Source organism: Komagataeibacter melomenusus (genome assembly GCF_013155395.1).
Lineage (GTDB): Bacteria > Pseudomonadota > Alphaproteobacteria > Acetobacterales > Acetobacteraceae > Komagataeibacter > Komagataeibacter melomenusus.
This window is the reverse complement of record NZ_JABJWC010000016.1, coordinates 20,586-43,440: the sequence shown is the minus strand read 5'-3', so window position 1 is coordinate 43,440 and position 22,855 is coordinate 20,586. Positions and strand designations below refer to the sequence as shown.

The following is a 22,855-nucleotide window of genomic DNA, read 5'->3' as shown; positions in this document are numbered from 1 at the left end:
CAATCCGGACAAAAACATGAAGAACATGGGCGACGCAGGAAGGAAACTGGCCGCCGGCCGTGTTCATGCGTCAGGGGAGAAGGCCGGTGCATAAAGAATGATTGCCCCAAAAGCCAGAATTAATAATGGGCCGGGCGTTTTTGCATGCCCTCCCAATGCGCCTCAGGGGGAAGGATAAAGTTTCTGGATGCCGCCTTGGCGCATGAGGCGCGGTGCTTTGGAAGCGTTTGAAAAAAGCTTCACCAGAAACTTTTCCAGGTTTTTCAGGGCACCAGCACGGCGGCGCCTTCAAAGCGGCCATGACGCAGGTCATCAAGCGCCTTGTTGGCGTCCTTGAGCGCATACGGCGTTGTGGTGGTGCGGATACCCACGCGCGGCACGCGTTCAAGGAAGTCGATCCCGTCCTGCCGCGTCAGGTTGGCCACCGACATGATCTGGCGTTCCTCCCACAGCAGGTCATACGAAAAGGCCGGGATCTCGCTCATGTGGATGCCCGCGCAGACCACGCGGCCTGCCTTGTGCACCGCCTTGAGCGCTGCGGGCACGAGTGCGCCCACGGGGGCGAAGATGATGGTGGCGTCAAGCTGCTCGGGCGGGGCTTCATCCGAGCCACCGGCCCACACGCAGCCGAGCGAGCGGGCGAATTCCTGCGTCTTTGTGTCACCGGGGCGGGTAAAGGCATAGACCTTGCGGCCCTGCCACGCCGCCACCTGCGCAATGATGTGGGCGGCCGCCCCAAAGCCATACAGCCCGATGCTGCGTGCGTCCGTGCCTGCCATGACCAGCGAGCGCCAGCCGATCAGCCCCGCGCAGAGCAGCGGCGCCACGGCCACGTCGTCATCGCCATCAGGCAGGGGGAAGGTGAAATGCGCATCTGCCACCGCCTTGGTGGCATAGCCGCCATCACGCGTGTAGCCGGTGAACAGCGGGTGGTCGCACAGGTTCTCGTGGTCGGTCTGGCAGTAGTGGCAGCAGCCGCAGGTATGGCCAAGCCACGGAATGCCCACGCGCTGGCCCATGTGCAGCCCTTCCACATTCGGGCCAATGGCGTCGATCCGCCCCACGATCTCGTGGCCGGGGGTCAGTGCATGACCGGGGAAGGGCAGGTCGGCATCGACCACATGCAGGTCGGTGCGGCACACGCCACAGGCCCCTACGGTTACGCGGACCTGCCCCGGCCCCGGCTGCGGGTCGGGCAGTTCGGTCCATTGCAGGGGGGTATGGGGGGCGAGCAGTCGCATTGCGTACATGGTGGCGCTCCTTTGGCGGTACAGGGGCGGCCTGCTGGCCGCGGGTGCCATGATGCGCACTCTAGCATGGCCGTGGCCCCTGCGGCATGACCTGCATCATCGCGCTGTTCGGCTTCAAAAAAACAGAAGTTTCCGGTGCCGCCTTTTTTTCAACCAGGCGGTGTTCCCTGAAGCTTTTGAACCGGTTCCGGGCCTATTCTTCTGTCCGGTAAGGCGTCATGGCATCAAGAGCGGGCAGTTCGGCCCGTATGGCCGCGCGCTCGTGTTGCAGGAATTCGGCCACGGCCTCGCGCAGGCCGGGGTGGCTGATCCAGTGGGCGGAATGGGTCAGGCAGGGGCGGTAGCCGCGTTGCAGCTTGTGCTCGCCCTGGGCGCCCGCTTCCACCCGTTTCAGCCCGTGGGCTATGGCAAAGTCGATGGCGCGGTAATAGCACAGCTCGAAATGCAGGAACGGCCACTCGCCTTCACGCCGCCCCCAGTTGCGGCCGTACAGCGTATCGCGCCCCATCAGGTTCAGCGCCCCTGCCACCGGCACGCCGTCCTGCCTTGCAACCATCAGCACGACCTTATCGCCCAGCCGTTCGGACAGGAGCGGGAAGAAGGCGGGCTGCAGGTAGGCGCTGCCCCATTTGCGGTCCACGGTGGAGAGGTAGAAATGGTAGAAATCCTGCCACAGCGCCTTCGTAATCTCCGCGCCGCGATAGGTGTGGAAGCTCAGCCCGCAGGCATTGGCATCGCGCCGCTCGCGCCTTATGGCCTTGCGCTTGCGTGAGGCGAGCATGCCCAGAAAATCATCGAAGCTGGTGTAGTTCTGGTTATCCCAATGGTACTGCACGCCAAGGCGCTGCAACCAGCCGCCTTCGCCCAGCAGTTCATATTCATGCGCGGAGCAGAAGGTGACATGCACGGAGGAAAGAGACATTTCCCCACAGGCCTGCCGCAGCGCGCGGCCCGCCAGCAGGCGCAGGCTGTCGGCATCGGGAGCGGTGGGGTGAACGAGCAGGCGCGGCCCCGGCACGGGCGAGAACGGCACGGCCACCTGCAGTTTGGGGTAGTACTGCCCGCCCGCCTGCTCGAAGGCACGCGCCCAGGCGTGGTCGAACACGTATTCGCCAAAGGAATGACCCTTGGCATAAAGCGGGGCGACCGCCAGCAGTGCCCCTTCGGCATCACGCAGGGCCAGGTGCTGGGGCATCCAGCCGGTCTGCGGGCCGGTGGAGCCGCTGTCTTCAAGGGCCGAGAGGAAGGCGTGGCTGACAAACGGGTTTTCATCGCCCGCGCAGCCATCCCACTGCGCCGTCGGAATTTCGGCAATCCGGCGGTGCAGGGTCATGGTGGTGCCGGTCATGATGCCTGCGCCGGGGTGCAGGCTGTGCGGGGCGGTGCGGTCATGACTGGCTCCCTCATGTTTGTGCGTGGTGGTTACATCACCCGATTTCGAACAGGCCCTCGACCTCGACGGCGGAGTCGAGCGGCAGCGAGGGCACGCCCACGGTCGAGCGGGCATGGCGGCCCGCATCGCCAAACACGGCCACCGCCAGGTCGGAGGCCCCGTTCATGACAGCGGCATGCTGCGTGAAGTCGGGCGTGCAGGCAATGAACCCGCCCAGCCGCACCACGCGCCTGACGCGTGAAAGATCGCCCACGGCGGCCTTCACCTGTGCGATCACGTTGATCATGCTGTAGCGCGCGGCTTCCACCGCCAGTTCCACAGCTACGGTGCCGCCAAGCTTGCCGGTGGTCAGCAGCTTGCCATCAACCAGCGGCAACTGGCCGGACACCACCAGCGTGGACCCGCTGATGACGGTGCCCACGTAATTGGCCACCGGGGCGGCAGGCGTGGGCAGCACGATGCCAAGCTGCTTGAGGCGCTGTTCGGGTGTTGTATCGGGCATGGGCAACAATCCTTACATTCAGGTGGCGGGGCGTGGGGCCGGGTTATCCGACCAGCCGCAGCCCGCGCCGCCGGGGGGGCGTGTCATCGCCATCGTCATTGCCGGAGCCGGGCAGGTCGAGCGGCAGCATGGGGGCGGGGCTTTCGGCCAGTGCGTCCTCATGCGGGGCATCGGGTAGCCTGCGGCCCAGATAGGCATCTGACAGGGCGCGGAAGGCGTAGTCGAGCATGGATGTGGCGTAGGATGCAACCGGGTCGCCCTCTACCGTGCCAGCAGGGCCGAACTGGGTATAGGCAAAGGCTTCCACGTAGCTTTCCAGCGGCGCGCCGTATTGCAGGCCAATGCTCACGGCCTGACCCAGCGTATCCATCAGGCCGCGCACCATCGGGCTTTCACGCGTGGGCGTGAGGCTGATCTCGCCCAGCGAGCCATCGGCATATTCCCCCGTGCGCAGGAACAGGCGGTGGCCGCCGATGCGGGTCTTCTGCGTAAAGCCGCCGTGGCGGGCGGGCAGGTGGCGGCGCACCCCGCGCTCCAGCCCGGCGCGGGTGGCCAGCGTGTCACGCGTGGCATCGGGGCGTGCGGGCACGCGATCGACAAAGCCACTGAGCGCGCGGTGCATGGCCTGATGGGATGCCGCACCCGGCAGGGGCAGCACGCTCTCGCCTGCAAGGGTTGCGGCAAAGGCGGCCTCCAGCGTCAGGCCCCGGCTGGCCAGGCGGGCCAGCGTGCTCATGGCCAGCCGCCCGTCAGGCCGCAGCGGGGAAAAGACGGGGGCCAGCCCGCAGGCTTCCACGCCCAGCAGCGCATCGATGGGGCCGGGGGCGGAAAAGCCGGTCTCGACGCGGGCTGCGGGCTGGTCGGTCTCGACTGCGGCCTCCTGCCACACGCTGCGCGCGATCTGGCTCACGCCGGGCAGGATGCTGCGCACGGGGGGCAGCGGCATGGCATCCGCCCCTTCGCCCGCATGGGCCACGAGGGTGGCAAGGGCTACAATGCTGCATGCCGCGTCGCGCCCGGCCTCGCTGTCATAATCAAGCCCCAGCCCGGCCAGGCAGGCATCGAGGTTGGTCAGCAGCAGCGCGCCCGCAACCGTGGGGCGCTCATGGCTTTCGCCAGCAGGGGGCAGGGCCACGGCGCGCAGGTGGGCCACCGCTGCGCCTTCGGGCTCGGGCAGGGGCAGTTCGCCATTGCGCATGTGCAGCTTCTGGTGTGCCAGGGTGCGCAGCACGCGGGCGAGCAGGCGCAGGGCCGCCACGAAGTCGCGCGCCATGAAGCTGTTATCGGCCTCGACAAAGGCGGCAAGGTTGATCACGAAGGCCGGCCTGCGGTCATGGTGGCCATGCCACAGGCTCTCGCCCGGTGCGGCCTGGCGCATGAGCAGCAGGCACGACAGCGCGCGCGCGACCGGGCCAATGACCGGGCCGGACACCTCGCCAGCGCACAGGTCATCGATCCATCGTGCCGCGAGTTCGGGCAGGTTGGCGGGGCCATGGCCGGGGGCCAGCCGGGCCACGGCCTCGGCTGCCGTGTCATCCCAGTCGGCGGGCAGGGTTACGGAACGCGGCGCGTCGTCTGGGTCCGCTGCGGCTTCAACGGTACGCATACGCACGCCGTTCCAGTGGCTTCGTGCTGTCATGCTTTATGTTTACCGGGCGGCTGCACGCCAGCGGAACCCGCTTACAACGGAGTCGCAACTATACATGGCACTGGATACAGTGGATATGGGGGATAACTGTGCAATGCGCCCGCGCACGGCCATCACCGCGGCGTGAGGCGGTCGCCCTGCGCGCTTTATGGACAGGAATTTCCGGCAGTCGCCGTTTTCCAGGCCGCCGCAACGCCCGCCCCGCGCCGATCCCGCAGATGTGACGGGCCTGCGCGCAGATGCGCGTGGACCGGGCGGCCGCGGGCGGATTAGGCTTGCGGCATGGCAAATCTAGGCACCCGCATCTATACCCGCTTCAGGGGGCGGCTGGTCGGCAAGGATGCCGATGGCCGCTGTTATTATGAGGCCCGCACCCCCAACCGCACCGGCGGCGGGGAAAAGCGCCATGAGCGCTGGGTCATTTACCACAGGGGCGAGGACGCATCCGCCGTGCCGCCCGAATGGTGGGGCTGGCTGCACCACATGGAGGCCGCCCCCCTGCCCGAAAGCGCGCGCCAGCCGTGGCAGCAGCCCTGGCAGCCCAACCAGACCGGAACGGCGGCCGCCTACCACCCGCCGGGCAGCGACTGCCGCGGCGGCCAGCGGGCTTCAACCACCAGTGATTATGAGGCATGGTACCCCGAGGGATGAAACCCGTGGCGTAACCTGCTAGGGTGCGCGCCATTGGATATTGGGGAAGCTTTGCCACCATGGTTGCTGCTGTTTCAGGGCGCGCGGGCCGTCAGCCAGCGGAACTTATTGCCGGTTTTGCCGTGCTGGCGGGGCTTGCGGGGCTGCTGGCCTATGCCGTGCTCGACAAGGGCCGCCCGCATGAAACCGGCTACCGGCTCAATGCCGCGTTCACCCATATCGATGGCCTGTCCATCGGCTCGGATGTCAGGCTTGCGGGCATTACGGTGGGGCAGGTGGTCGATGAGCGCGTCAATCCCAAAACTTATGGCGCGCAGGTGACCTTTACCGTGCGCCCCGACATCAAGCTGCCCGATGATACGGCGGCCATCATTACCAGCGACAGCCTGCTGGGCGGCAAATACATCGCCCTCTCACCCGGGGGCGATGACAAGATGCTCGCCCCCGGCAGCACGATTGGCGAGACCCAGGGCGCGATCAGCCTCGAGCAGCTCCTCAGCAAATTCATTTTCTCGGTAACCGATACGCTGACCAAGGCCCGGCAGGACAAGGCCAATGCGGCGGCCCCCGCGCCGGGTGGAGATGCGCCATGAGCGGCGAGCACGCCCCGCCCGCCATGTGGCCCCAGCGCGATGGCACGCCGGTCTCCTGCCGCGACAAGCTGCTGGTGTTGCAGGAAAATTATCAGGAAGTGCAGGGTATCTTGCAAGATGCGTTCGAGGATGCCGTGCTGATGGGCGTGGATGAGGCGGCCATGCGCCAGATCCTGATCGAGGTGGTCAACACCCTACGGAGCCCCCGCGCATGAGGCGCGTGCTCTGCTGCCTGCCCGCCCTGCTGCTTGCTGGCCTGCCCGGTCTTGCCCGTGCCACCGAATGGCTGGCCCCCCCCGCCATGTACCCGCCCGATACGTGGCAGGGCCGCACGGTGGCGGTGGTGCGCGTGCTCGACAAGCTCGATGCCCATACCGAACTGCTCAACGTGCCCATGGGCCAGGACGTGCCCTATAAAAGCCTGACCCTGCACGCCACGTCATGCCTGCAGCGCCCCGCCACCCTGCCGGCCGATAGCGCCGCGTGGCTCGACGTGCATGACGCGCATGAGGGCATGCCCGCCTTCCAGGGCTGGATGGCGGTGGCCGAGCCCGCGACCGGCGTGTTCCAGAACCCGCTTTATGATGTGCAACTGGCCGGTTGCGCGGGGGATGCTATCGCCCCCACCCCGCCGCCACTAGCCGCGGCGACCGTCCCCACGGAGGCCGCACCCGTGGCCCCTGCCGCAGCCTTGCCCGATGGCCAGCCCGCGCCGCCGGCAGCCGGTGGCACGGGTGCCGCGCCCGTGGCCCCCCCGGTCGCGCCGCAGCCGCCCTCACCGCCATTGCCCACCCCGCCGCCCGAGCCTGCCGATGAGGGGGCTGCCCCCCTCATGCTGCATTAGAAAATAATTTAATTTGTGTCGTATAAATGCTGCAGCCCTGTCCAGCACCCTTGTGGGCTTGCGTATTCTCCAGCTTTGCCAGAGGCTAGACCCACCATGAGCAAGACACCCTCCTCCCCTTCGCTCGATCGGCTGCCGTCTCCCGCGCGGGCGGCCTTCCTTCTGGATTTTGACGGCACGCTGGTGGATATCGCGCCCACGCCCGAATCCGTGGTCGTGGCACCCGGTCTGCGCGATACCCTGCGCCGCCTGCGCGAGAAATGCGGCAATGCGCTTGCGGTCATCTCGGGCCGCCCCATCGAGCAGATCGACCATTTCCTGCCTGATGTGCCCTATGCCGTGGCGGGCGAGCATGGCATCGCCATCCGCCATGCGCCGGGCCAGCCCATCGAGCGGGCCGCATTGCCGCCGGTGCCCGGGGCATGGATGGAGGAGGCGGAGAAACTGGCCGCGACCCATCCCGGCGTGCGGATCGAACACAAGAAGGCGGGGCTGGTGCTGCATTATCGCGGCGCGCCCGATGCCGGCCCGGCGCTGGGCCGGATCGCGGATGAATGGGTTGGCGCCACGAACGGCGCATTCCACGTGCAGGCCGCCAAGATGGCGTGGGAAATCCGCCCCGCTGGCATCGACAAGGGGCATGCGGTTGAAGCCCTGATGCAGAGCGCGCCGTTTGCGGGGCGGCTCCCCATCTTCGTGGGGGATGACGTGACCGATGAGGATGGCATGCGCGCGGCGGTCAGCCTGGGTGGCGTGGGCTTTCGCATTCCTGATGATTTCCCTGATCCGGCAGCCTTCCGTGCATGGCTGGCCCGGTTGGCACAGGGGGGTGATGGCGCATGGGGCGGCTGATTATCGTATCCAACCGCGTGCCTTCCCCGCGTGAGCGCAGCCAGCCTGCCGGCGGGCTGGCGGTGGGGCTGAAAGATGCGCTGCGCGAGGGGGAATCGCTGTGGTTTGGCTGGTCGGGCAAGCAGGTGCAACTGCATGGCGGCGACCCGGTGCCCCGGCTCGACAGGGTCGATAACGTCACCTACGCCACCATTGACCTGACCCCGCTGCAATATGAGGGGTTCTACCAGAATTTCTCCAACGGCATCCTGTGGCCGCTGTTCCATTACCGTGTCGGACTGATGAACTATTCCCGCACGGACTGGAAAACGTATCTTGCGGTCAACGCCATGTTTGCCCGCACGTTGCTGCCCCTGCTCAAGCCGGATGACACGATCTGGGTGCATGACTACCACCTGTTCCCGCTCGGGCAGGCGTTGCGTGACCTTGGGGTGAAGTGCCGCATCGGCTTCTTCCTGCATATTCCGTTCCCGCCATGGAGCCTCGTGCGCTCGCTGCCCGGCGCGGACCTGCTGCTTGAGGATATGCAGAGCTACGACCTGATTGGCGTGCAGACGCCCGAGGATGCCGAGAACCTCAACCACTCCCTTCAGGCCAACGGGCTTGCAGCACGCGGGCAGGCTTTTCCCATCGGCATCGACCCCGATGAGTTCCGCGCACAGGCCGAAAAGAGCATGAAAGGCCCGGAGGTCGAGCGGCTTGAAGGCAGCCTGCGCGGCGCCAAGCTGGTACTGGGCGTGGACCGGCTGGATTATTCCAAGGGCCTGCCCGAGCGCTTTCGCGGCTATGAGGCGCTGCTGGCGCGCTACCCCGAGCATCGCGGCAAGGTCACCTTCCTGCAGGTCGCCCCCATCTCGCGTGGCAGCGTGGAGGAATACCGCCAGTTGCGCCGCCAGCTTGATGAACTGACCGGGCGGATCAACGGCGCCTATTCCGAATTTGACTGGACGCCGATCCGCTACATCACCCGCCCGCTGGCGCGTGAGGTGCTGGCCGGGTTCTACCGCCGCGCCGAAGCCGCCCTGATCACGCCGTTGCGCGATGGCATGAACCTCGTGGCCAAGGAATACGTGGCAGCCCAGAATCCGGCCAATCCGGGCGTGCTGATTCTGTCGCATTTTGCCGGTGCCGCGCCGGAAATGGATGAGGGCATTCTGGTCAACCCCTATGACCCGGACGAGATTGCCGATGCCCTGCACGCTGCCCTGACCATGGGGCTGGCGGAGCGGCGCACGCGCTGGCAGGCGCTGGAGCAGGAAGTCAGCAGCACCACGGCCATCAGCTGGGCAGCGGATTTCCTGCGCGCACTTGATGCGGCGCCCGTTGCGGGGCGATCGTAACCGCCCATGCGTTCAACCGCTTTATTGATGGTACTGGCCGGGTGCGCCGCCCTTGGCGTGGCCTGGTGGAGTGAATCCATGCTGGGCCACGTGCCCTGTGGCCTGTGTTTGTGGGAGCGCTGGCCCTATCGGGTGCTGGCGGGGCTGGGGCTGCTGGGCCTCGTGCTGCCGCGTGATGCGGCGCGTGGCGCGCTGTGGCTGTGCATGCCGGTGCTGCTGGTGGCGGCAGGCCTTGGCGGGTTGCATGTGGGCGTGGAGCAGGGATGGTGGCCCAGCCCGCTGCCCGAATGCCGTGCGCCCACGTTCCATGGCGGCAGTTTCGCGCAGCGTCTGGCGTCCATGCCGCGCCGCCCGGCCAAGCCGTGCGATGCGGCAACCTATCTTGTGCCCGGCGTGCCGCTCTCCATGGCGGCGATGGGCGGGCTCTACGCGCTGGCGCTGATCCCTGTCGTGCGCCAGGGGTTACGGATCAGGGCGAAGTTCCGCGGCCGCGGCCGAAAAACAATCCAAGGATGAACAGCACGATGAAGATGAAGAAGAGCACCTTGCCGAAATAGGCAAATGTGTCCGAAATGCCGCCGAAGCCAAAAACCGCGGCGATCAGGGCGAGAACAAGGAATGTGATGGTCCAGCGTAACAGGTCCATGATCCGGTTCCTTCCGATCGATGTTGTGACAGACGCGGGCATGACATCCGCCCTCTAACAATGCGCCAGAGGGCGACGGGTTCATCGCAATACGTTATTTTGGCCCCGGCGCGGTCCCGACCCGAGCGGGGTTTTGCGTAGAACAGGCGGGAGGCACCCCATGAAAGACGGCACGGATACGGCAGGTTTTTACAGCCTGTATAACCACGGCTTTGCCCGGCTCGCAGCCTGCACGCTGCCCGTGGCCCTGGCCGACCCGATGGAAAATGCCCGCCGCACGCACCATGCCATCACGGCCTGCCACGAAGGGGGAGCCGTGTTGGCGGTGTTCCCCGAGCTTGGCCTGTCGGGCTATGCCATTGATGACCTGCGCCAGCAGGATGTGCTGCTCGATGGCGTGCGCGAGGCAATTGGCTGGCTGGCCGGGCAGACGGCGGGCCTGCTGCCGCTGGTGCTTGTCGGCGCGCCGCTGGCGGTAGGCGATGCGCTGTATAACTGCGCCATCGCCCTGCATGACGGGCGCGTGGTGGGCGTGGTGCCCAAATCCTACCTGCCCAATTACCGCGAATTTTACGAGGCGCGGCAGTTCACGCCGGGCGCGGGCCTGCGCGGTGGCATGGTCATGCTTGGCGGCACGGCCGTGCCGTTTGGCACCGACCTTCTGTTCCATGCGCCTGCGGTGCAGGGGCTGGTCGTGGCCGCCGAGATCTGCGAGGACATGTGGGTGCCGCACCCGCCGGGTGTTGATGCCGCCCTGGCCGGGGCCACGGTCATTGCCAATCTTTCCGCCAGCAACATCACGGTGGGCAAGGCGCGCACGCGCACGCTGCTGTGCCAGTCGCATTCGGCGCGCTGCCTGTGCGCCTATGTCTATGCGGCGGCGGGCGAGGGCGAATCCACCACCGACGTGGCATGGGACGGTCAGACCTCGATTTTTGAAAATGGCGTGACACTGGCCCAAAGCGCGCGTTTTCCCTCGGGGCAGGTCACGCTCATGGCCGATGTGGACCTTGACCTGCTGCGCCAGGAACGCCTGCGCATGGGCACCTTTGCCGATAACCGCGCCCAGAGCACGGCGGGCGGGTGGCGGCATATCGACCTGTCCATCACCCCGCCAGAGACCGATCTGGGGCTGCGGCGCGATATTGCGCGCTTTCCCTTCGTGCCCAGTGACCCGGCCCTGCTCGATCAGGACTGCTACGAGGCGTTTACCATTCAGGTCACCGCCCTCAAGCGCCGCCTGCTGGCCTCGCGCGCCAAGACGCTGGTCATTGGCGTATCGGGGGGGCTGGATTCCACCCATGCGCTGCTCGTCGCCGCCCGTGCTGCGGAGGAATGCGGGCTGGGGCGGCAGGCGGTGCTGGGCTACACCATGCCCGGTTTTGGCACCACGGGGGCCACGCGCGACAACGCGCATGAACTCATGGCCGCCCTTGGCGTGCAGGCGCGCGAGATCGACATCCGCCCCGCAGCCCGCCTCATGCTCGAGCAGATGGGCCACCCCTTTGCCGCGGGTGAGCCTGTGTATGACGTGACATTCGAGAACGTGCAGGCGGGCCTGCGGACCGATTTCCTGTTCCGGCTGGCCAACCAGACAGGCGGGATCGTAATCGGCACGGGCGACCTGTCGGAACTGGCGCTGGGGTGGTGCACCTATGGCGTGGGCGACCAGATGGCGCATTACAACGTCAATGCCGGGCTGCCCAAGACCCTGATCCAGCACCTGATCCGCTGGGTCATGGCCAGCGGGCGCGAACAGGCGCGCACCTGCACGGTGCTCGACGCCATCCTGCGCACCGAGATCTCGCCAGAACTGGTGCCCGCGACCGCAACACAGGCGGTGCAGAGCACGGAATCGCTGATCGGACCCTATGCGTTGCAGGATTTTACCCTGTTCCATGTGCTGCGCTATGGGTTCCGCCCCTCCAGGATCGCGTTCATGGCGCTGCATGCCTGGGGTGATGCAGCAGGCGGGGACTGGCCTCCCGGCTTTCCCGCCGAGGGCAGGCGGGCTTATGCCCTGGCGGAAATACGCCACTGGCTGGGGGTATTCCTTAACCGTTTCTTTGGCTTCAGCCAGTTCAAGCGCTCGGCCATGCCCAACGGGCCGAAGGTGGTGGCCGGTGGCGCGCTGTCGCCGCGCGGGGACTGGCGCGCGCCATCGGATGGCAATGCCCGGCTGTGGCTGGAAGAACTGGAGCGGCGCGTGCCACGAGATTGATCCAGATCAATCTTGATTCCGAATTTCTTAACCCATTCCTGACAAAGACGGTCCTGAAAGAATGCTTTCTCCGCCCTGACCGGGCGCGGGCAGTTCATCATCTGCGGCGAGGTCGGTTCCTGCCGCCGTGAGACAAGGAACGCAATGAATGGGATACGTGACCGTAGCCGGTGCCACCGGCCTCACGCTGGGGCTTAACCAGGACACGACGACACTGATGCAGGGCCTGCTGGACACGGCGCAGGAAATACAGAACGGCCTGAATGCCGGGCATGAAGGGATCCCCCAGTCCGAGATCTCCGCGCTGGAAGGGGACGGCAGTAACCCGGCATGGGGCGCGCTGCTGGCGGCCCAGGCCGTGGGTGTGGTGGCCATTGACGGGGCACTCAAGCAGGATTCGGGCGGCAGTATCGAGACGCTGGCCGGACAGGGCACCTATAATGCCACGGCCAGCACGATCGAGATCGGCAGCACGACAGGCAGCGGGCTGGACCAGTCGGTCAACATCCGCGGCGGGTCCGGCACGACCAATGTGATGGATGGCGATGCAGGCACGGTGGCCTACGTTGGCGGATCAGGCGACGTGAATTACTACGCCGCTGCAGGTGACACGTTCTTCCTCAGCGGAACGGGCAAGGATGTCATCCATACCATGGGTGGCACGGACACCATCTATGCCTATGGCAGCACTCCCACCGTAACCGGCAACTGGACCGCCCCCGGCACGGCGGGCAGCGATGATGCCACGCAGTTTGAAGGCACGGGTAGCACGCTCGATGTGTACAATGGCGTGGTGGTGCAGGATACCGCGTACGACACGGTCAATACCGTGGATAGCGTAAGTTTTTTCAACGGTAACTCGAACAATGCGGTCGTCACCATCAATGGTGGTGTGTTTGACACCATAAACGGCGGCTCCGCGCTGTTTGTGCAAGACCTGAGTGACAGCACGATCAATGCTGACAGCGGGCTGACGGTATCGGGTGGCACGCAGGACACGATTGCGGCCAGCGGGTCCGCCACCCTGACCTTCATCAGCGCGAGCACGGCGACACCCGTGGCCGATACCATAACGGGCAGCAACGCCACCATTTTCGGCGCGGCCGGAGTGGACCTGACGGCCGCCACCAGCGGCACGACCACCTATTATGCCGGTAGCGGCAACGAAACGCTCGATGGCGGGACGGCAGGCGCGGTCTATGCCGTGGCAGGCAGCGGCAACGATACGCTTGTGGGTGGCACGGGTAACGACACGCTTGTGGGCGGCACTGGCGCGACCGAATTCGAGTTCATCAAGGGCCGGGATGGTGGCACTGATATCATTCAGGATTTTGGCAAGTCAGCCGGGAACACCGTTCTTCTGTCCGGGTATGATGCGACTCCGGCTTCCATCCAGGCGATGCTTGACCAGGCCACCATTAGCGGGGGCAATACCACCATCAGCCTCGATGACCAGACCCAGATTACGTTCGTGGGTGTGACCGACCTCAAGGCGCAGAATTTCAAAAGCTGACACCGGGGGGCGGAATCGCCCCCCAACCAGCCTGTGCGGGCCGTGATGATGGCTATAAAAGCCAGTCGATGAGAGCCTGGGAAATTAAAGGAAGTTTTTTGACGAAGTTTTTTTCAAAAAGCTTCGGACAACACGGATTTTTTTAAAAAAAGAAAATTTCCATACGTTTTTATCGTTTTTTATCAATGCGTTGCTTTTACGCAAACGCATAATGATGCCTGATCGATATGAAGTTTTCATGGTGCAATATATCGGTGGCCAGCACAGCCCTTTTATGGGTCCAGCCGGTTATTGCAGCACATATCAGCGATAATTTTCATGTGATAACAAAAAATTGCTGGTCTAACCTCAATCATCAGGTTACAAGCCGCGACCGTCCGGCCCGGTGGGGCAACTGGCCTGTTTTCAAGACGGGTGCAGTATATTTACGAAATTCATTTCCAGCCCGGAAGGAGCAGGCAGTTCCGATGAGTAAGGCCTTCATTGCAGCCGTCATTCAGGATTCGATCGATTGCACTGGCGTCGCGGCCAATCAGGCCGCATCTGACCTGATTGCGGCCATTGTCAAGGAACTGAAGCGCGAGGGTGGTTTTACCCTGCCGTCTTTTGGCACGTTTACGGTCAAGAAGACCAAGGCTCGCAAGGCGCTTAACCCGCGCACGGGCGAGCCAGTCAAGGTCAAGGCTGGCAAGACCGTGCGCTTCAAGGCCAGCCCGAACCTGAAAAAGGCGGTCTGAGCTTACTTTATGTCCGGCCCCTTCCGGCAAGGAAGGAGCCGTTCTGCATTCAGGTAAACCAGACCGAAAGCGTGCGAACGCCCTGCGCGCCACGGATCAGCACGCCCTGAATATCCGCCGTGGCGGAGGGGCCGCTCATCAGCACGCCGTAATTGGCGGTCTTGAACTCGGGCCGCTCCTGATAAGCGGTGTGCATGTTGGCCGTCAGCTGATCGGCTGCAAGCAGCACCACGATATGCTGGCCCAGATGGGCAAACGAGTTGATGGGCAGTTGCGCCTCGCTCAGGAAGATCGAGCCCATCTCCGCAATGCCGAAGGGCGCGCGCACCACGGTTACGTCAATGGTGGCGGCATCCTGCGGGGTCTTTACCTTCTCGACCGGCAGCGTGCCTTTTGCTTCGGGCACGTTGGAGCAGATCACCTTGGCATCAGGGTGGCGGCGCACGATGGCCTGGTCCAGCGTTTCACCCTCAAGCGGCTCCAGCACGTCACCGCCCAGGATCCTGAGGCTGGTGATGAAGCGCTCGCGGCTGGCATCAAGGTCGCCAAGGGTGGCCACCGGCGGCAGCGGATGGTTTTCCGGCGTGGGGCTGTTGGCCCGCAGCGCCTGGAGGATTTCGTCGCGTGCGGTGCTCATTTCTTGGTCTCCGGTGCGGCAGCGGGCTTGGCTGCGGTCTCGCGGTTCTTGCGATACCAGTCATTGAAGGTCTGCTTGACCGGATGCGGGTTTTCGCGGTGCTTGCCCCACGGGTTGAGCCAGTTATAGAGCACGAAGCGCGGCATGGTGCTGAGCGAGACCTCGGTGGCCTTGATGGCGGCGCGGTACATCTTGGGCTGGCCCATCAGCTTGCCCGCCATGTGCATGATCTCGCGCTTGACGAACGGCATCTCATGGTGCTGCACCAGCACGCGGCGCCATTTGTAAAGCTGTTCGTGGATGTTGATCTTGACCGGGCAGACATTGGTGCAACTGCCATTGAGCGTGGAGGCATAGGGCAGGGTGCTGTATTTGCGCTCGTTGAAGGTGGGGTCGATGATCGCGCCGATCGGGCCGGAATACACCGCCCCATAGGACAGCCCGCCCGAGCGGCGATAGACCGGGCAGGTGTTCATGCATGCGCCGCAGCGGATGCATTTGAGTGAGGTCCAGAAATCTTCCATGCCCAGGCGGGCGGAACGCCCGTTGTCAACCAGCACCACATGCATCTCGCCACCCTTCTGCGGGCCGCGGAAATGGGTGGTGTACTGCGTGATGGGCGAGCCGAGCGCGCTGCGCGAGAGCAGGCGGATGAACACGCCCATATCCGCCATGCGCGGCACGAGGCGCTCGATGCCGATTGTCGCGATGTGCAGGTTGGGCACCGTCGCACTCAGGTCAGCATTGCCTTCATTGGTGCAGACCACGAAGGTGCCGGTTTCCGCCACCACGAAGTTGCCGCCGGTCATGCCCGCATCGGCATGCAGGATCACGGGGCGGGCGGCCTGGCGCTGGGCCTCGGCCAGCAGGTGCGGATCGCGGATGTCGGGGTCGGTGTGGTAGTCCTTGGCAAAGATCTTCGCCACGTCGGCGGTCAGCTTGTGCACCGCCGGCACCACGATGTGGCTGGGTAGCTGGTCATCAAGCTGCTGGATGCGCTCGCCAAGGTCGGTCTCGGTGACCGTCACGCCCTGTTTGGCAAGATAGGGCCGCATGTCACACTCTTCGGTGACCATGGACTTGCTCTTGATCAGGTTGCGCGCGTTATGGGCCTTGAGGATCTCGCCCACGATGCGGTTGTGCTCCGCCCCGTCGCGCGCCCAGTGCACGTGAATGCCGTTCTTCTTGGCGTTGGCCTCGAACTGCTCAAGGTATTCGGGCAGGCGCGAGAGCGTGTGTTCCTTGATGCGCGAGGCTTCCTCGCGCAGTTCCTGCCACTCGGGCAGGATGTGCATCTGGGCATCACGCTTCTGGCGCATGTCCCACAGGCGTTCATCATGGAACTGCAGGTGGGGCGTATCCTCGATGAAGTGCTCCGCCGCCCTGGCGTGATTGACCGGCTTGTCGCTCATTGGGATGCTCCGTTGAGGATCTGCGCAATGTGAATGAAGCGGATCGGCACGCCCGCGCGCTCGGCGCAGCCCTGCTGGTGCATGATGCACGATGAATCGGCCGAGACGATGTATTCCGCACCCGCCTGGTGGTGGTCGCGCACCTTGTCCACGCCCATCTTGGCGGACACCGCCTCTTCCGTGACCGAGAAGGTGCCGCCGAATCCGCAGCATTCATCCGGCCTCTTGGGGGTGACAAAGCGGATGCCCTTGACCTTGCTCAGCAGGTCCATCGGCTTGGAGAAGGGTTTCTCGCCCAGTTCGGACATGCTGGCCGTGCGCAGCGCGCGCAGCGTGCCGCAGCTATTGTGCAGGCCCACGGTGTGGTTGAACTCGGCCCAGGGGAAGGCATCGACCTTCAGGATATCGTGCAGGAATTCCACCAGCTCGTAGGTGTTTTCACGCACGTGGCGGACTTCATCCGTCTGGGGAATCGCATCGAAGTTGTCACGTACATGGTGCGTGCAACTGCCGGATGGCATGACGATCTTGTCGTATTTGGCAAAGTTGCGCACGAACAGCGCTTCTGCCGCCGCGGCATCCGAGTTGCAGCCGGAGTTGCCCATGGGCTGGCCGCAGCAGGTCTGGTCCAGCGGATATTCGACATCCTGCCCCAGTTTTTCCAGCAGTTCCAGCGTGGCGATCCCGGCATCGGGATAGAATGCGTCGATATAACACGGAATGAACAGGCCAATTTTCATCAGGGGATACTCATCCTCAGCACGGTTGGCGCGAAACGTGGCGCATGGCATGTTATTTCGTCAAATATATATTGAAGAAGATTCCCATATATAATTTATATGGAATATGGATTTAAGGCATTTACGATATTTCGTGGCGGTTGCCGAGAACGGAAGCTTCACGCGCGCTGCAGAGCAGCTAGGCATGGAACAGCCCCCTCTGAGCCAGCAGATCAAGCAACTGGAAAACGAACTTGGCGTGCTGCTGTTCCAGCGCCTGACGCGCGGCGTCAAGCTGACCGATATCGGTCTTGTGCTGCTTGACCAGGCCCGCGCGCTTCTGGGCATGCAGCAGCAGTTCATCGCGACCGCCACGGGGCTGGCGCGCGGCGAGAAGGGGCATATCCGCGTGGGGCTGGCAGGCGCGGTCTCGCTGCTGCCCATGATTCCGCTGACCGTGCGCCGCTTTCGTGAAGTATGGCCCGATGTGACCATCTACCTTGAGGAAAGCAACACCCCCGCCCTGCGCAAGGCGCTGCATGACCGCGCGATCGACATCGCCATCGTGCGCCCGCCGGTGCCTGATGGGGCGGGGCTGCTGGTCTCACCGCTGCTGGAGGAGGAAACGGTCGTGGCCCTGCCCAAGGGGCACCCGCTTGCCGTCCATCCGCATCTGGAACTCGAGATGCTGGCTGATGAACCCTTCATCATCTTTCCGCGGGAACTGGGGCCGGGCTTTCACGATGCCATCCTGTCCGCCTGCCACAATGCGGGTTTTACGCCGCGCATGGGCCAGCAGGCTCCGCAGATCGCCTCGACCGTGCCGCTGGTTGCGGCGGGGCTCGGGGTTTCGGTCGTGCCGCGCTCGCTGCGCCAGATCCATTCCGGCGGCGTGACCTATCATTCGCTCGGCGCCAAGGCGCCGCGCGCGGAACTGGCCATTGCCATGCGCGCGGGCCAGCATGTGCCGCTGCTGTCCAATTTCATCTCGACCCTGCGGGCATGCTGCCGCGACATGCATGCCGGGGCGCAGGTCATCGCGCTGGGTGAGGCTGAGGGGGAATGACGGACGTTCCTGGGGCGACCCGGCTGGCTACCCCACGCGGCTCTCGCGGATCAGGTCGTGAATGAAGGCAAGCTTGCGCAGGATCTCGGGCGTGAGCACGAAGGGGTAGAAATCCGGCAGCCCCATGGAGCGGTTGAGGCTGTTGACGGCATAGGTCAGCGGCAGCCAGCCCTGCGTGATCTCCTCGAAGGTCATCTCGGTGTAGGGGTCGCGCGTGACGCTGGCGCGTAGCGGCGGGGCCTGCGCGCCGCGTGCGTCAAGCGACATGCCATAGGCCCAGGCGGTCTCCAGCGTCGAGATGATGTGCAGGTAATGCGCCCATGTCTCGGCAAAGTCCTCCCACGGGTGGGAGGTGGCATACTGGCTGACATACCGCCCCCGCCATGCGGTGGTGGTGCCCGTGGCGTAATAGGCACGCAGGCTTTCGGCGTAGTCGCGCCGGTCATCGCCAAACACCGCGCGGCAGGCGGCCTGGCGTTCGGGGCCTGCATCGCGGATGAGCAGGTTCCAGTAGTAATGGCCGATCTCATGGCGGAAATGGCCGAGCAGGGTACGGTAATATTCCCCCATTTCCAGCCGCAGGCGTTCGCGCTGGGCATCATCGGCCTCGTGGATGGCGATGGTGATGATGCCATTCATGTGCCCGGTCATGGCAGGCGTGCCATCGGGCAGGCTGTCGAGAAAATCGAAGGCGAGCCCGCCCTCGGGGTCCTGCCTGCGGTTGCGCAGCGGCAGGTCCAGGCGCAGCAGGGTGTAGAACAGCCGGTGCTTGGCTATCTCCAGCTTCTGCCACCGCTCGATATTGCCGGGCACCGACAGGTTGGGAATGGTGCGGTTGAAACTGCATGCGATGCAGTAGGCCTGCCCTGGCGGCGCCAGCCAGTTGCACGCGCTATGGGCATTGTTGGCGCACAGCGCGCGTGCCTGATCGGGGGCGGCGAGGGGCTTCCACAGATCGCCGCCGAGCGCATCGAGCGCGCTGAGTTCGGTCTGCTCGGGCAGGTAGCCCAGCGTGTGGCCACAGCGCTCGCAGGCCGTATTCTCGAAAAACAGGATCTGCTGGCACGACTGGCAGAAAAACAGCTTCATGAAGACAGGCTCGACCGCAGCGTTCCGCATGTGGCGTGGGGCGGCAGCACGGTGGTCTGCATCGTCGCCTCGAAGGTCGCCTTGCACTGGTCAAGCAGCCCGCTTACGGGGGCGGCCTGCTGCGGGCGCGGGGCTACGGCCAGCGCCACATGCCCCTGTGCCGCGCGCAGGCCCGATGTCGTGTCCAGCCCCACCCATCCGGCGCCGGGCACGTGAACCTGCGTCCAGGCATGCAGTTCGCAGCCCATCTGCCCGGGCTGATCGCGCTCGGGCTGGAACAGGTAGCCCGACACGAAACGCGCGGCAAAGCCCAGGCGGCGCAGGACGGCAATGAGCAGCCACGCGGTGTCGCGGCATGACCCCGCGCCGTGGCGCAGCGTTTCCTCGGGCGACCACACCCCGGCCTCGGGGCGGATGCGGTAGGTGATGTCGGTCGCGATGGCGCGCGTCAGGTCCATGAGCAGCCCGGCCGTGGGGCAGGGCAGGCGCGCGCGCCATTCTTCCACCAGCGCGTCCAGCCGGGGGGTGGGCGTGGTGGGCGCATCGGTTGGGGCGGGCTGGCGGTATGCCACAAGCGACGGGCTGGCATCCACGCTCTGCGCCGTCCAGGTCCGGGCGGCCGGTGCGATGGCCAGGGCGCACGGCATGGTGGGCGTCTGGTCGGTGGTGAGGTGGACGGTAATATCGAAATGCGTGACACGCTCATCAAACGTGACGCGGGCGACGCGGTTGCCAAACGGGTCATGGCACCATGCCTGCGTGCTGGGGGCAGGGCTGATCTCCAGCCCGTGCGCGAGCACGCTGGCGCAGCCGGGCAGGGGGTGCAGGCGGATGGTCTGCGGGCCGAGGTGGACAGGCCGGTCGTAGCGGTAGCGTGTGTGGTGGACCAGCATGGCACGCGCGTTCATGTAATCCTGAGCCTCGGTAAACTGTTCGGCCTGCCATCGTGATCCCGGCGATGGTACGGTTCGGACATGGTTATGTATGCCATCCCCACGGTATCAGGATTGGCGGTGGCAGCAATATCGTATTTTTCCGGCATTTTGGGCTGAAAGGGAAGGGAATGCAGATTCGTTCTTGGCAAGAGGTGATTTTCTTGCTCCGCTAGTAACGGATCGAAATGAAACAGCAGGTGGGTGGACATGATTCCTTCACGCCTGATCCTTCTCCCCGCAAGCGGAGGCAGGGCATGAGTGACATGAAGATGGCGGCACAGGCCGCCGGGCTGTTCGCGACGTATGATGTCCCGGATTTTTTCTGTGAACTGCTCAACCGCAAGGACATCCCGCCCCCGGGGCTGCAACAGGTGCGCGACCGGCTGGCCCGCTTCGACCTGGCCGAGCTTCGCCGCCGCGCCGCCGCCGTCGAGGCGCAGTTCTACCGCCTGGGCATCACCTTTACCGTCTATTCCGACCGCGAGGCGATCGACCGCGTGCTGCCGTTCGATGTCATTCCCCGCGTGCTGACAGCACCCGAGTGGGATCATGTCGAGCGCGGCGTGCAGCAGCGCGTGCGGGCCATCAACCTGTTCCTGCACGATATCTATCACGAGCGGCGCATATTGCGCGATGGCGTGATCCCCGCACAACTGGTGCTGGGCAATGCCAATTACTGCCAGGCCATGGTCGGGCTGGACGTGCCCGGCGGGGTGTACGTGCACATCAACGGCACCGATCTCGTGCGCGACCGCGATGGCCGCTTCCTGGTGCTGGAGGATAACGCGCGCACGCCATCGGGCGTATCCTACGTGCTCGAGGACCGGCAGATGATGCTGCGCCTCATGCCCGACCTCGCCACCGGGCTGGACCTGCGCCCGGTCGATGAATACGGCCCCCGCCTGCACCGCGCATTGGCCGAGGTGGCGCCTGCGGGCGTGGATGACCCGCAGGTGGTCCTGCTCTCGCCGGGCATCTACAACGCGGCCTATTTCGAGCATGTGTTCCTTGCGCGCGAGATGGGCATTCCGCTGGTGGAAGGCCGCGACCTGACCGTGGAGGACGGGCGGGTGTACATGCGCACCGTAGCCGGGCTGCGGCCGGTGCATTCCATCTATCGCAGGCTCAATGACGACTTCCTCGACCCGCAGGTATTCAACCCCGACAGCCTGCTTGGCGTGCCGGGTCTGGTCGATGCCTACCGGCGCGGCAATGTCACGCTGGCCAATGCCATCGGCACCGGGGTGGCCGATGACAAGGCGGTCTATGCCTACATGCCGCGCATCATTCGCTACTATCTCGATGAAGAGCCGATCCTGACCAATGTGGAGACGCATATCTGCGCCGAGCCCGAGGGGCTGGCCTACACGCTGGCCAATCTTGAGCACCTTGTGGTCAAGCCGGTGGGGGAATCCGGCGGCTACGGCCTGCTGATCGGCCCGCATGCAACCCAGGCCGAACTGGAGGACTTCCGCGGCAGGCTGCGCGCGGACCCGGCCAATTACATCAGCCAGCCTGTCATCAGCCTGTCGGTCTCGCCCACGCTGTGCCCCGCAGGTGTCGAGGCGCGGCATGTGGACCTGCGCCCCTTTGCCGTAACCGGGCGCGAGACATGGGTGCTGCCCGGCGGCCTGTCGCGGGTGGCGTTGCGCAAGGGGTCGCTTGTGGTCAATTCCTCGCAGGGTGGCGGGGCGAAGGATACATGGGTGCTGGCGTCATGACACAGGTTTCGGTTTTTCCCACCCCGGTGCTGCCGGGCCTGCGCAACCTGCTCTCGCGCTATGCGGAAAGCACGATGTGGCTGGCGCGCTACATGGAGCGCATCGAGAACATGGCCCGGCTGATCGAGGTCACGGGCACATCGGTGCATGCCAGCAACATGGATGCGGGATGGGACAGCATCATCCGCATCAATGCCGATGAAGACACATTCTTCCTGCGCCACAAGGTGGCGACCGAGCGCACCGTGGTCGAATTTTACATCATTGACCCTGATAATCCGGATTCAATCGTGTCCATGGCGCGGTGCGTGCGCGAGAATGCCCGCGTGCTGCGCCCGCTGATCTCGACCGAAATGTGGATGCACCTCAACGTCTTTACCCGCTGGGCCATGGATCTCGGGCCTGATGATGTGGGGGCAGGTTACCTGTCCACGCTGTGCACGCGCCTCAAGCAGGAATGCCAGACGCATTTCGGCATTACCGAGGGCACGCTGTACCGTGACCAGGCCTGGCTGTTCTACCTGCTGGGCAAGAACCTCGAGCGCGCCGACCAGATCACGCGGCTGATCGACATCAAATACCACACCCTGCTGCCCAGTGGCGAAGGGGTGGGCTCGGATATCGACCTGAGCCAGTGGACATCGGTGCTGCGCTCGGCTGCGGCCTACCATGCCTTCCGCCGCGTGCTGCCCGAGGGCATGACGCCTGCCAATATCGTGGGTTTCCTGCTCAAGAATGACGGGTTTCCCCGTTCGCTCTCCACCAGCCTGCGCTGTGTCTACAGCGTGCTTGGCTCGCTGGCGGGGGAATACCGGCTGCGCCATTGCGGGCCGATTCTGGAGCGGGTGGAGGAACTGCGCGTGACGCTGGCCGAACAGACGGTGGAGGACATCATCCTGCGCGGCCTGCATGAATACATGGACTGGATCCAGCGCGAATTGCGGCTGATCCAGAACGAGATCGCGGGAGCGTTCTGGCCCCCGGTGGCCTTGCAGGCAGCGGGGGGCGGGTAAGGGCAAAAGCTTCTACGAACGCTGCCTTTTTAAAAAGGCAGCAGCCCAAAACGTTTATTTTAGCGCAGTCGGC

At 64.8% G+C, this 22,855-nt stretch carries 24 protein-coding genes; 13 read left to right on the top strand and 11 right to left on the bottom strand.

Features of this window, described 5'->3' with window-relative positions:
* Positions 1-263: 263 nt before the first annotated feature.
* The 4 genes from HNW77_RS08190 to HNW77_RS08175 all read right to left on the bottom strand — a co-directional run bounded on the left by HNW77_RS08190 (position 264) and on the right by HNW77_RS08175 (position 4,751).
* On the bottom strand, positions 264-1,250 hold the full coding sequence (locus HNW77_RS08190) for a zinc-dependent alcohol dehydrogenase family protein (protein WP_172156786.1): 987 nt from the start codon (positions 1,248-1,250) through the stop codon (positions 264-266).
* 193 nt (positions 1,251-1,443) lie between these two features.
* On the bottom strand, positions 1,444-2,598 hold the full coding sequence (locus HNW77_RS08185; protein ID WP_172156784.1) for a GNAT family N-acetyltransferase: 1,155 nt from the start codon (positions 2,596-2,598) through the stop codon (positions 1,444-1,446).
* Between the two features lie 79 nt (positions 2,599-2,677).
* Positions 2,678-3,145, bottom strand: coding sequence for a RidA family protein (locus HNW77_RS08180; protein WP_172156782.1), 468 nt, complete (start codon positions 3,143-3,145; stop codon positions 2,678-2,680).
* A 43-nt stretch (positions 3,146-3,188) separates the two neighbouring features.
* Entirely contained in the window at positions 3,189-4,751 is a 1,563-nt protein-coding gene (locus HNW77_RS08175; RefSeq protein ID WP_172156780.1) for a TSCPD domain-containing protein, read from the bottom strand.
* Between the two features lie 324 nt (positions 4,752-5,075).
* Here HNW77_RS08175 and HNW77_RS08170 point away from each other — a divergent pair, with 324 nt between their 5' ends.
* The 7 genes from HNW77_RS08170 to HNW77_RS08140 all read left to right on the top strand — a co-directional run bounded on the left by HNW77_RS08170 (position 5,076) and on the right by HNW77_RS08140 (position 9,589).
* Complete coding sequence (locus HNW77_RS08170) at positions 5,076-5,444, top strand: NADH-ubiquinone oxidoreductase subunit NDUFA12 family protein (protein WP_172156778.1); 369 nt, start codon at positions 5,076-5,078, stop codon at positions 5,442-5,444.
* 59 nt (positions 5,445-5,503) lie between these two features.
* Complete coding sequence (gene mlaD, locus HNW77_RS08165; protein ID WP_172156777.1) at positions 5,504-6,037, top strand: outer membrane lipid asymmetry maintenance protein MlaD; 534 nt, start codon at positions 5,504-5,506, stop codon at positions 6,035-6,037.
* Positions 6,034-6,252, top strand: coding sequence for a hypothetical protein (locus HNW77_RS08160; RefSeq protein WP_172156775.1), 219 nt, complete (start codon positions 6,034-6,036; stop codon positions 6,250-6,252). The genes mlaD and HNW77_RS08160 overlap by 4 nt, the downstream gene beginning before the upstream one ends.
* Positions 6,249-6,881, top strand: a complete 633-nt coding sequence (locus HNW77_RS08155) for a DUF2155 domain-containing protein (RefSeq protein ID WP_172156773.1) — start codon at positions 6,249-6,251, stop codon at positions 6,879-6,881. The genes HNW77_RS08160 and HNW77_RS08155 overlap by 4 nt, the downstream gene beginning before the upstream one ends.
* 96 nt (positions 6,882-6,977) lie before the next feature.
* A complete protein-coding gene (otsB, locus tag HNW77_RS08150) occupies positions 6,978-7,733 on the top strand; it encodes a trehalose-phosphatase (RefSeq protein WP_172156770.1) in 756 nt (251 codons plus the stop codon).
* Positions 7,721-9,073, top strand: a complete 1,353-nt coding sequence (locus HNW77_RS08145; protein ID WP_172156761.1) for an alpha,alpha-trehalose-phosphate synthase (UDP-forming) — start codon at positions 7,721-7,723, stop codon at positions 9,071-9,073. The genes otsB and HNW77_RS08145 overlap by 13 nt, the downstream gene beginning before the upstream one ends.
* Before the next feature lie 6 nt (positions 9,074-9,079).
* Positions 9,080-9,589 (top strand): disulfide bond formation protein B, encoded by a 510-nt coding sequence (locus HNW77_RS08140; protein WP_172156759.1) that lies wholly within the window; start codon positions 9,080-9,082, stop codon positions 9,587-9,589.
* On the opposite strand, the gene HNW77_RS08135 is transcribed toward HNW77_RS08140, so the two are convergent.
* A complete protein-coding gene (locus tag HNW77_RS08135) occupies positions 9,543-9,719 on the bottom strand; it encodes a DUF1328 domain-containing protein (RefSeq protein ID WP_078526178.1) in 177 nt (58 codons plus the stop codon). The two genes, HNW77_RS08140 and HNW77_RS08135, sit on opposite strands and share 47 nt — an antisense overlap.
* A 160-nt stretch (positions 9,720-9,879) precedes the next feature.
* Here HNW77_RS08135 and HNW77_RS08130 point away from each other — a divergent pair, with 160 nt between their 5' ends.
* The 3 genes from HNW77_RS08130 (at position 9,880) to HNW77_RS08120 (ending at position 14,190) form a co-directional block, all read left to right on the top strand.
* A complete protein-coding gene (locus tag HNW77_RS08130) occupies positions 9,880-11,940 on the top strand; it encodes an NAD(+) synthase (RefSeq protein ID WP_172156757.1) in 2,061 nt (686 codons plus the stop codon).
* 148 nt (positions 11,941-12,088) lie between these two features.
* The gene (locus tag HNW77_RS08125) at positions 12,089-13,453 is read left to right on the top strand and encodes a calcium-binding protein (protein WP_172156755.1); all 1,365 of its coding nucleotides are present in this window, start codon (positions 12,089-12,091) and stop codon (positions 13,451-13,453) included.
* Positions 13,454-13,920: 467 nt separating this feature from the next.
* Positions 13,921-14,190 (top strand): HU family DNA-binding protein, encoded by a 270-nt coding sequence (locus tag HNW77_RS08120; protein WP_010514654.1) that lies wholly within the window; start codon positions 13,921-13,923, stop codon positions 14,188-14,190.
* A 49-nt stretch (positions 14,191-14,239) separates the two neighbouring features.
* Here HNW77_RS08120 and HNW77_RS08115 read toward each other — a convergent pair whose 3' ends face one another.
* From HNW77_RS08115 to HNW77_RS08105, 3 genes are read right to left on the bottom strand one after another with little or no spacing between them, the layout of a single operon-like run.
* Positions 14,240-14,827, bottom strand: a complete 588-nt coding sequence (locus HNW77_RS08115; RefSeq protein ID WP_172156753.1) for a LutC/YkgG family protein — start codon at positions 14,825-14,827, stop codon at positions 14,240-14,242.
* Positions 14,824-16,239, bottom strand: a complete 1,416-nt coding sequence (locus tag HNW77_RS08110; protein WP_172156751.1) for a lactate utilization protein B — start codon at positions 16,237-16,239, stop codon at positions 14,824-14,826. The genes HNW77_RS08115 and HNW77_RS08110 overlap by 4 nt, the downstream gene beginning before the upstream one ends.
* Entirely contained in the window at positions 16,236-16,979 is a 744-nt protein-coding gene (locus HNW77_RS08105) for a (Fe-S)-binding protein (RefSeq protein ID WP_172156749.1), read from the bottom strand. Before HNW77_RS08105 ends, HNW77_RS08110 begins: the two co-directional genes overlap by 4 nt.
* Positions 16,980-17,085: 106 nt before the next feature.
* On the opposite strand from HNW77_RS08105, the gene HNW77_RS08100 reads away from it, so the two are divergent.
* Positions 17,086-18,024 (top strand): LysR family transcriptional regulator, encoded by a 939-nt coding sequence (locus HNW77_RS08100; protein ID WP_172156747.1) that lies wholly within the window; start codon positions 17,086-17,088, stop codon positions 18,022-18,024.
* 27 nt (positions 18,025-18,051) lie between these two features.
* Here the strand turns inward: HNW77_RS08100 and HNW77_RS08095 are convergent, their stop codons facing one another.
* Genes HNW77_RS08095 through HNW77_RS08085 form a run of 3 tightly spaced genes read right to left on the bottom strand, consistent with a single transcriptional unit; the run spans position 18,052 to position 20,257 of the window.
* Positions 18,052-19,113: a zinc-binding metallopeptidase family protein gene (locus HNW77_RS08095; RefSeq protein ID WP_172156745.1), complete on the bottom strand. Its 1,062-nt coding sequence runs from the start codon at positions 19,111-19,113 to the stop codon at positions 18,052-18,054.
* Positions 19,110-20,021: a transglutaminase family protein gene (locus HNW77_RS08090; RefSeq protein WP_172156743.1), complete on the bottom strand. Its 912-nt coding sequence runs from the start codon at positions 20,019-20,021 to the stop codon at positions 19,110-19,112. The genes HNW77_RS08095 and HNW77_RS08090 overlap by 4 nt, the downstream gene beginning before the upstream one ends.
* Complete coding sequence (locus tag HNW77_RS08085) at positions 20,018-20,257, bottom strand: hypothetical protein (protein ID WP_172156695.1); 240 nt, start codon at positions 20,255-20,257, stop codon at positions 20,018-20,020. The genes HNW77_RS08090 and HNW77_RS08085 overlap by 4 nt, the downstream gene beginning before the upstream one ends.
* 45 nt (positions 20,258-20,302) lie before the next feature.
* Between HNW77_RS08085 and HNW77_RS08080 the strand changes: the two genes are divergently transcribed.
* Together HNW77_RS08080 and HNW77_RS08075 are read left to right on the top strand one after the other, a co-directional pair.
* On the top strand, positions 20,303-21,769 hold the full coding sequence (locus tag HNW77_RS08080; protein ID WP_172156741.1) for a circularly permuted type 2 ATP-grasp protein: 1,467 nt from the start codon (positions 20,303-20,305) through the stop codon (positions 21,767-21,769).
* The gene (locus HNW77_RS08075) at positions 21,751-22,782 is read left to right on the top strand and encodes an alpha-E domain-containing protein (RefSeq protein WP_172156739.1); all 1,032 of its coding nucleotides are present in this window, start codon (positions 21,751-21,753) and stop codon (positions 22,780-22,782) included. The genes HNW77_RS08080 and HNW77_RS08075 overlap by 19 nt, the downstream gene beginning before the upstream one ends.
* The last annotated feature ends 73 nt before the right edge of the window (positions 22,783-22,855 follow it).

Bases quoted from the DNA above. Each gene is read 5' to 3' on its own strand.
- HNW77_RS08190 (WP_172156786.1), bottom strand. From the start codon at position 1,250: ATGTACGCAATGCGACTGCTCGCCCCCCATACCCCCCTGCAATGGACC.
- HNW77_RS08185 (WP_172156784.1), bottom strand. From the start codon at position 2,598: ATGACCGGCACCACCATGACCCTGCACCGCCGGATTGCCGAAATTCCG.
- HNW77_RS08180 (WP_172156782.1), bottom strand. From the start codon at position 3,145: ATGCCCGATACAACACCCGAACAGCGCCTCAAGCAGCTTGGCATCGTG.
- HNW77_RS08175 (WP_172156780.1), bottom strand. From the start codon at position 4,751: ATGCGTACCGTTGAAGCCGCAGCGGACCCAGACGACGCGCCGCGTTCC.
- HNW77_RS08170 (WP_172156778.1), top strand. From the start codon at position 5,076: ATGGCAAATCTAGGCACCCGCATCTATACCCGCTTCAGGGGGCGGCTG.
- mlaD (WP_172156777.1), top strand. From the start codon at position 5,504: ATGGTTGCTGCTGTTTCAGGGCGCGCGGGCCGTCAGCCAGCGGAACTT.
- HNW77_RS08160 (WP_172156775.1), top strand. From the start codon at position 6,034: ATGAGCGGCGAGCACGCCCCGCCCGCCATGTGGCCCCAGCGCGATGGC.
- HNW77_RS08155 (WP_172156773.1), top strand. From the start codon at position 6,249: ATGAGGCGCGTGCTCTGCTGCCTGCCCGCCCTGCTGCTTGCTGGCCTG.
- otsB (WP_172156770.1), top strand. From the start codon at position 6,978: ATGAGCAAGACACCCTCCTCCCCTTCGCTCGATCGGCTGCCGTCTCCC.
- HNW77_RS08145 (WP_172156761.1), top strand. From the start codon at position 7,721: ATGGGGCGGCTGATTATCGTATCCAACCGCGTGCCTTCCCCGCGTGAG.
- HNW77_RS08140 (WP_172156759.1), top strand. From the start codon at position 9,080: ATGCGTTCAACCGCTTTATTGATGGTACTGGCCGGGTGCGCCGCCCTT.
- HNW77_RS08135 (WP_078526178.1), bottom strand. From the start codon at position 9,719: ATGGACCTGTTACGCTGGACCATCACATTCCTTGTTCTCGCCCTGATC.
- HNW77_RS08130 (WP_172156757.1), top strand. From the start codon at position 9,880: ATGAAAGACGGCACGGATACGGCAGGTTTTTACAGCCTGTATAACCAC.
- HNW77_RS08125 (WP_172156755.1), top strand. From the start codon at position 12,089: ATGGGATACGTGACCGTAGCCGGTGCCACCGGCCTCACGCTGGGGCTT.
- HNW77_RS08120 (WP_010514654.1), top strand. From the start codon at position 13,921: ATGAGTAAGGCCTTCATTGCAGCCGTCATTCAGGATTCGATCGATTGC.
- HNW77_RS08115 (WP_172156753.1), bottom strand. From the start codon at position 14,827: ATGAGCACCGCACGCGACGAAATCCTCCAGGCGCTGCGGGCCAACAGC.
- HNW77_RS08110 (WP_172156751.1), bottom strand. From the start codon at position 16,239: ATGAGCGACAAGCCGGTCAATCACGCCAGGGCGGCGGAGCACTTCATC.
- HNW77_RS08105 (WP_172156749.1), bottom strand. From the start codon at position 16,979: ATGAAAATTGGCCTGTTCATTCCGTGTTATATCGACGCATTCTATCCC.
- HNW77_RS08100 (WP_172156747.1), top strand. From the start codon at position 17,086: ATGGATTTAAGGCATTTACGATATTTCGTGGCGGTTGCCGAGAACGGA.
- HNW77_RS08095 (WP_172156745.1), bottom strand. From the start codon at position 19,113: ATGAAGCTGTTTTTCTGCCAGTCGTGCCAGCAGATCCTGTTTTTCGAG.
- HNW77_RS08090 (WP_172156743.1), bottom strand. From the start codon at position 20,021: ATGAACGCGCGTGCCATGCTGGTCCACCACACACGCTACCGCTACGAC.
- HNW77_RS08085 (WP_172156695.1), bottom strand. From the start codon at position 20,257: ATGTCCACCCACCTGCTGTTTCATTTCGATCCGTTACTAGCGGAGCAA.
- HNW77_RS08080 (WP_172156741.1), top strand. From the start codon at position 20,303: ATGAGTGACATGAAGATGGCGGCACAGGCCGCCGGGCTGTTCGCGACG.
- HNW77_RS08075 (WP_172156739.1), top strand. From the start codon at position 21,751: ATGGGTGCTGGCGTCATGACACAGGTTTCGGTTTTTCCCACCCCGGTG.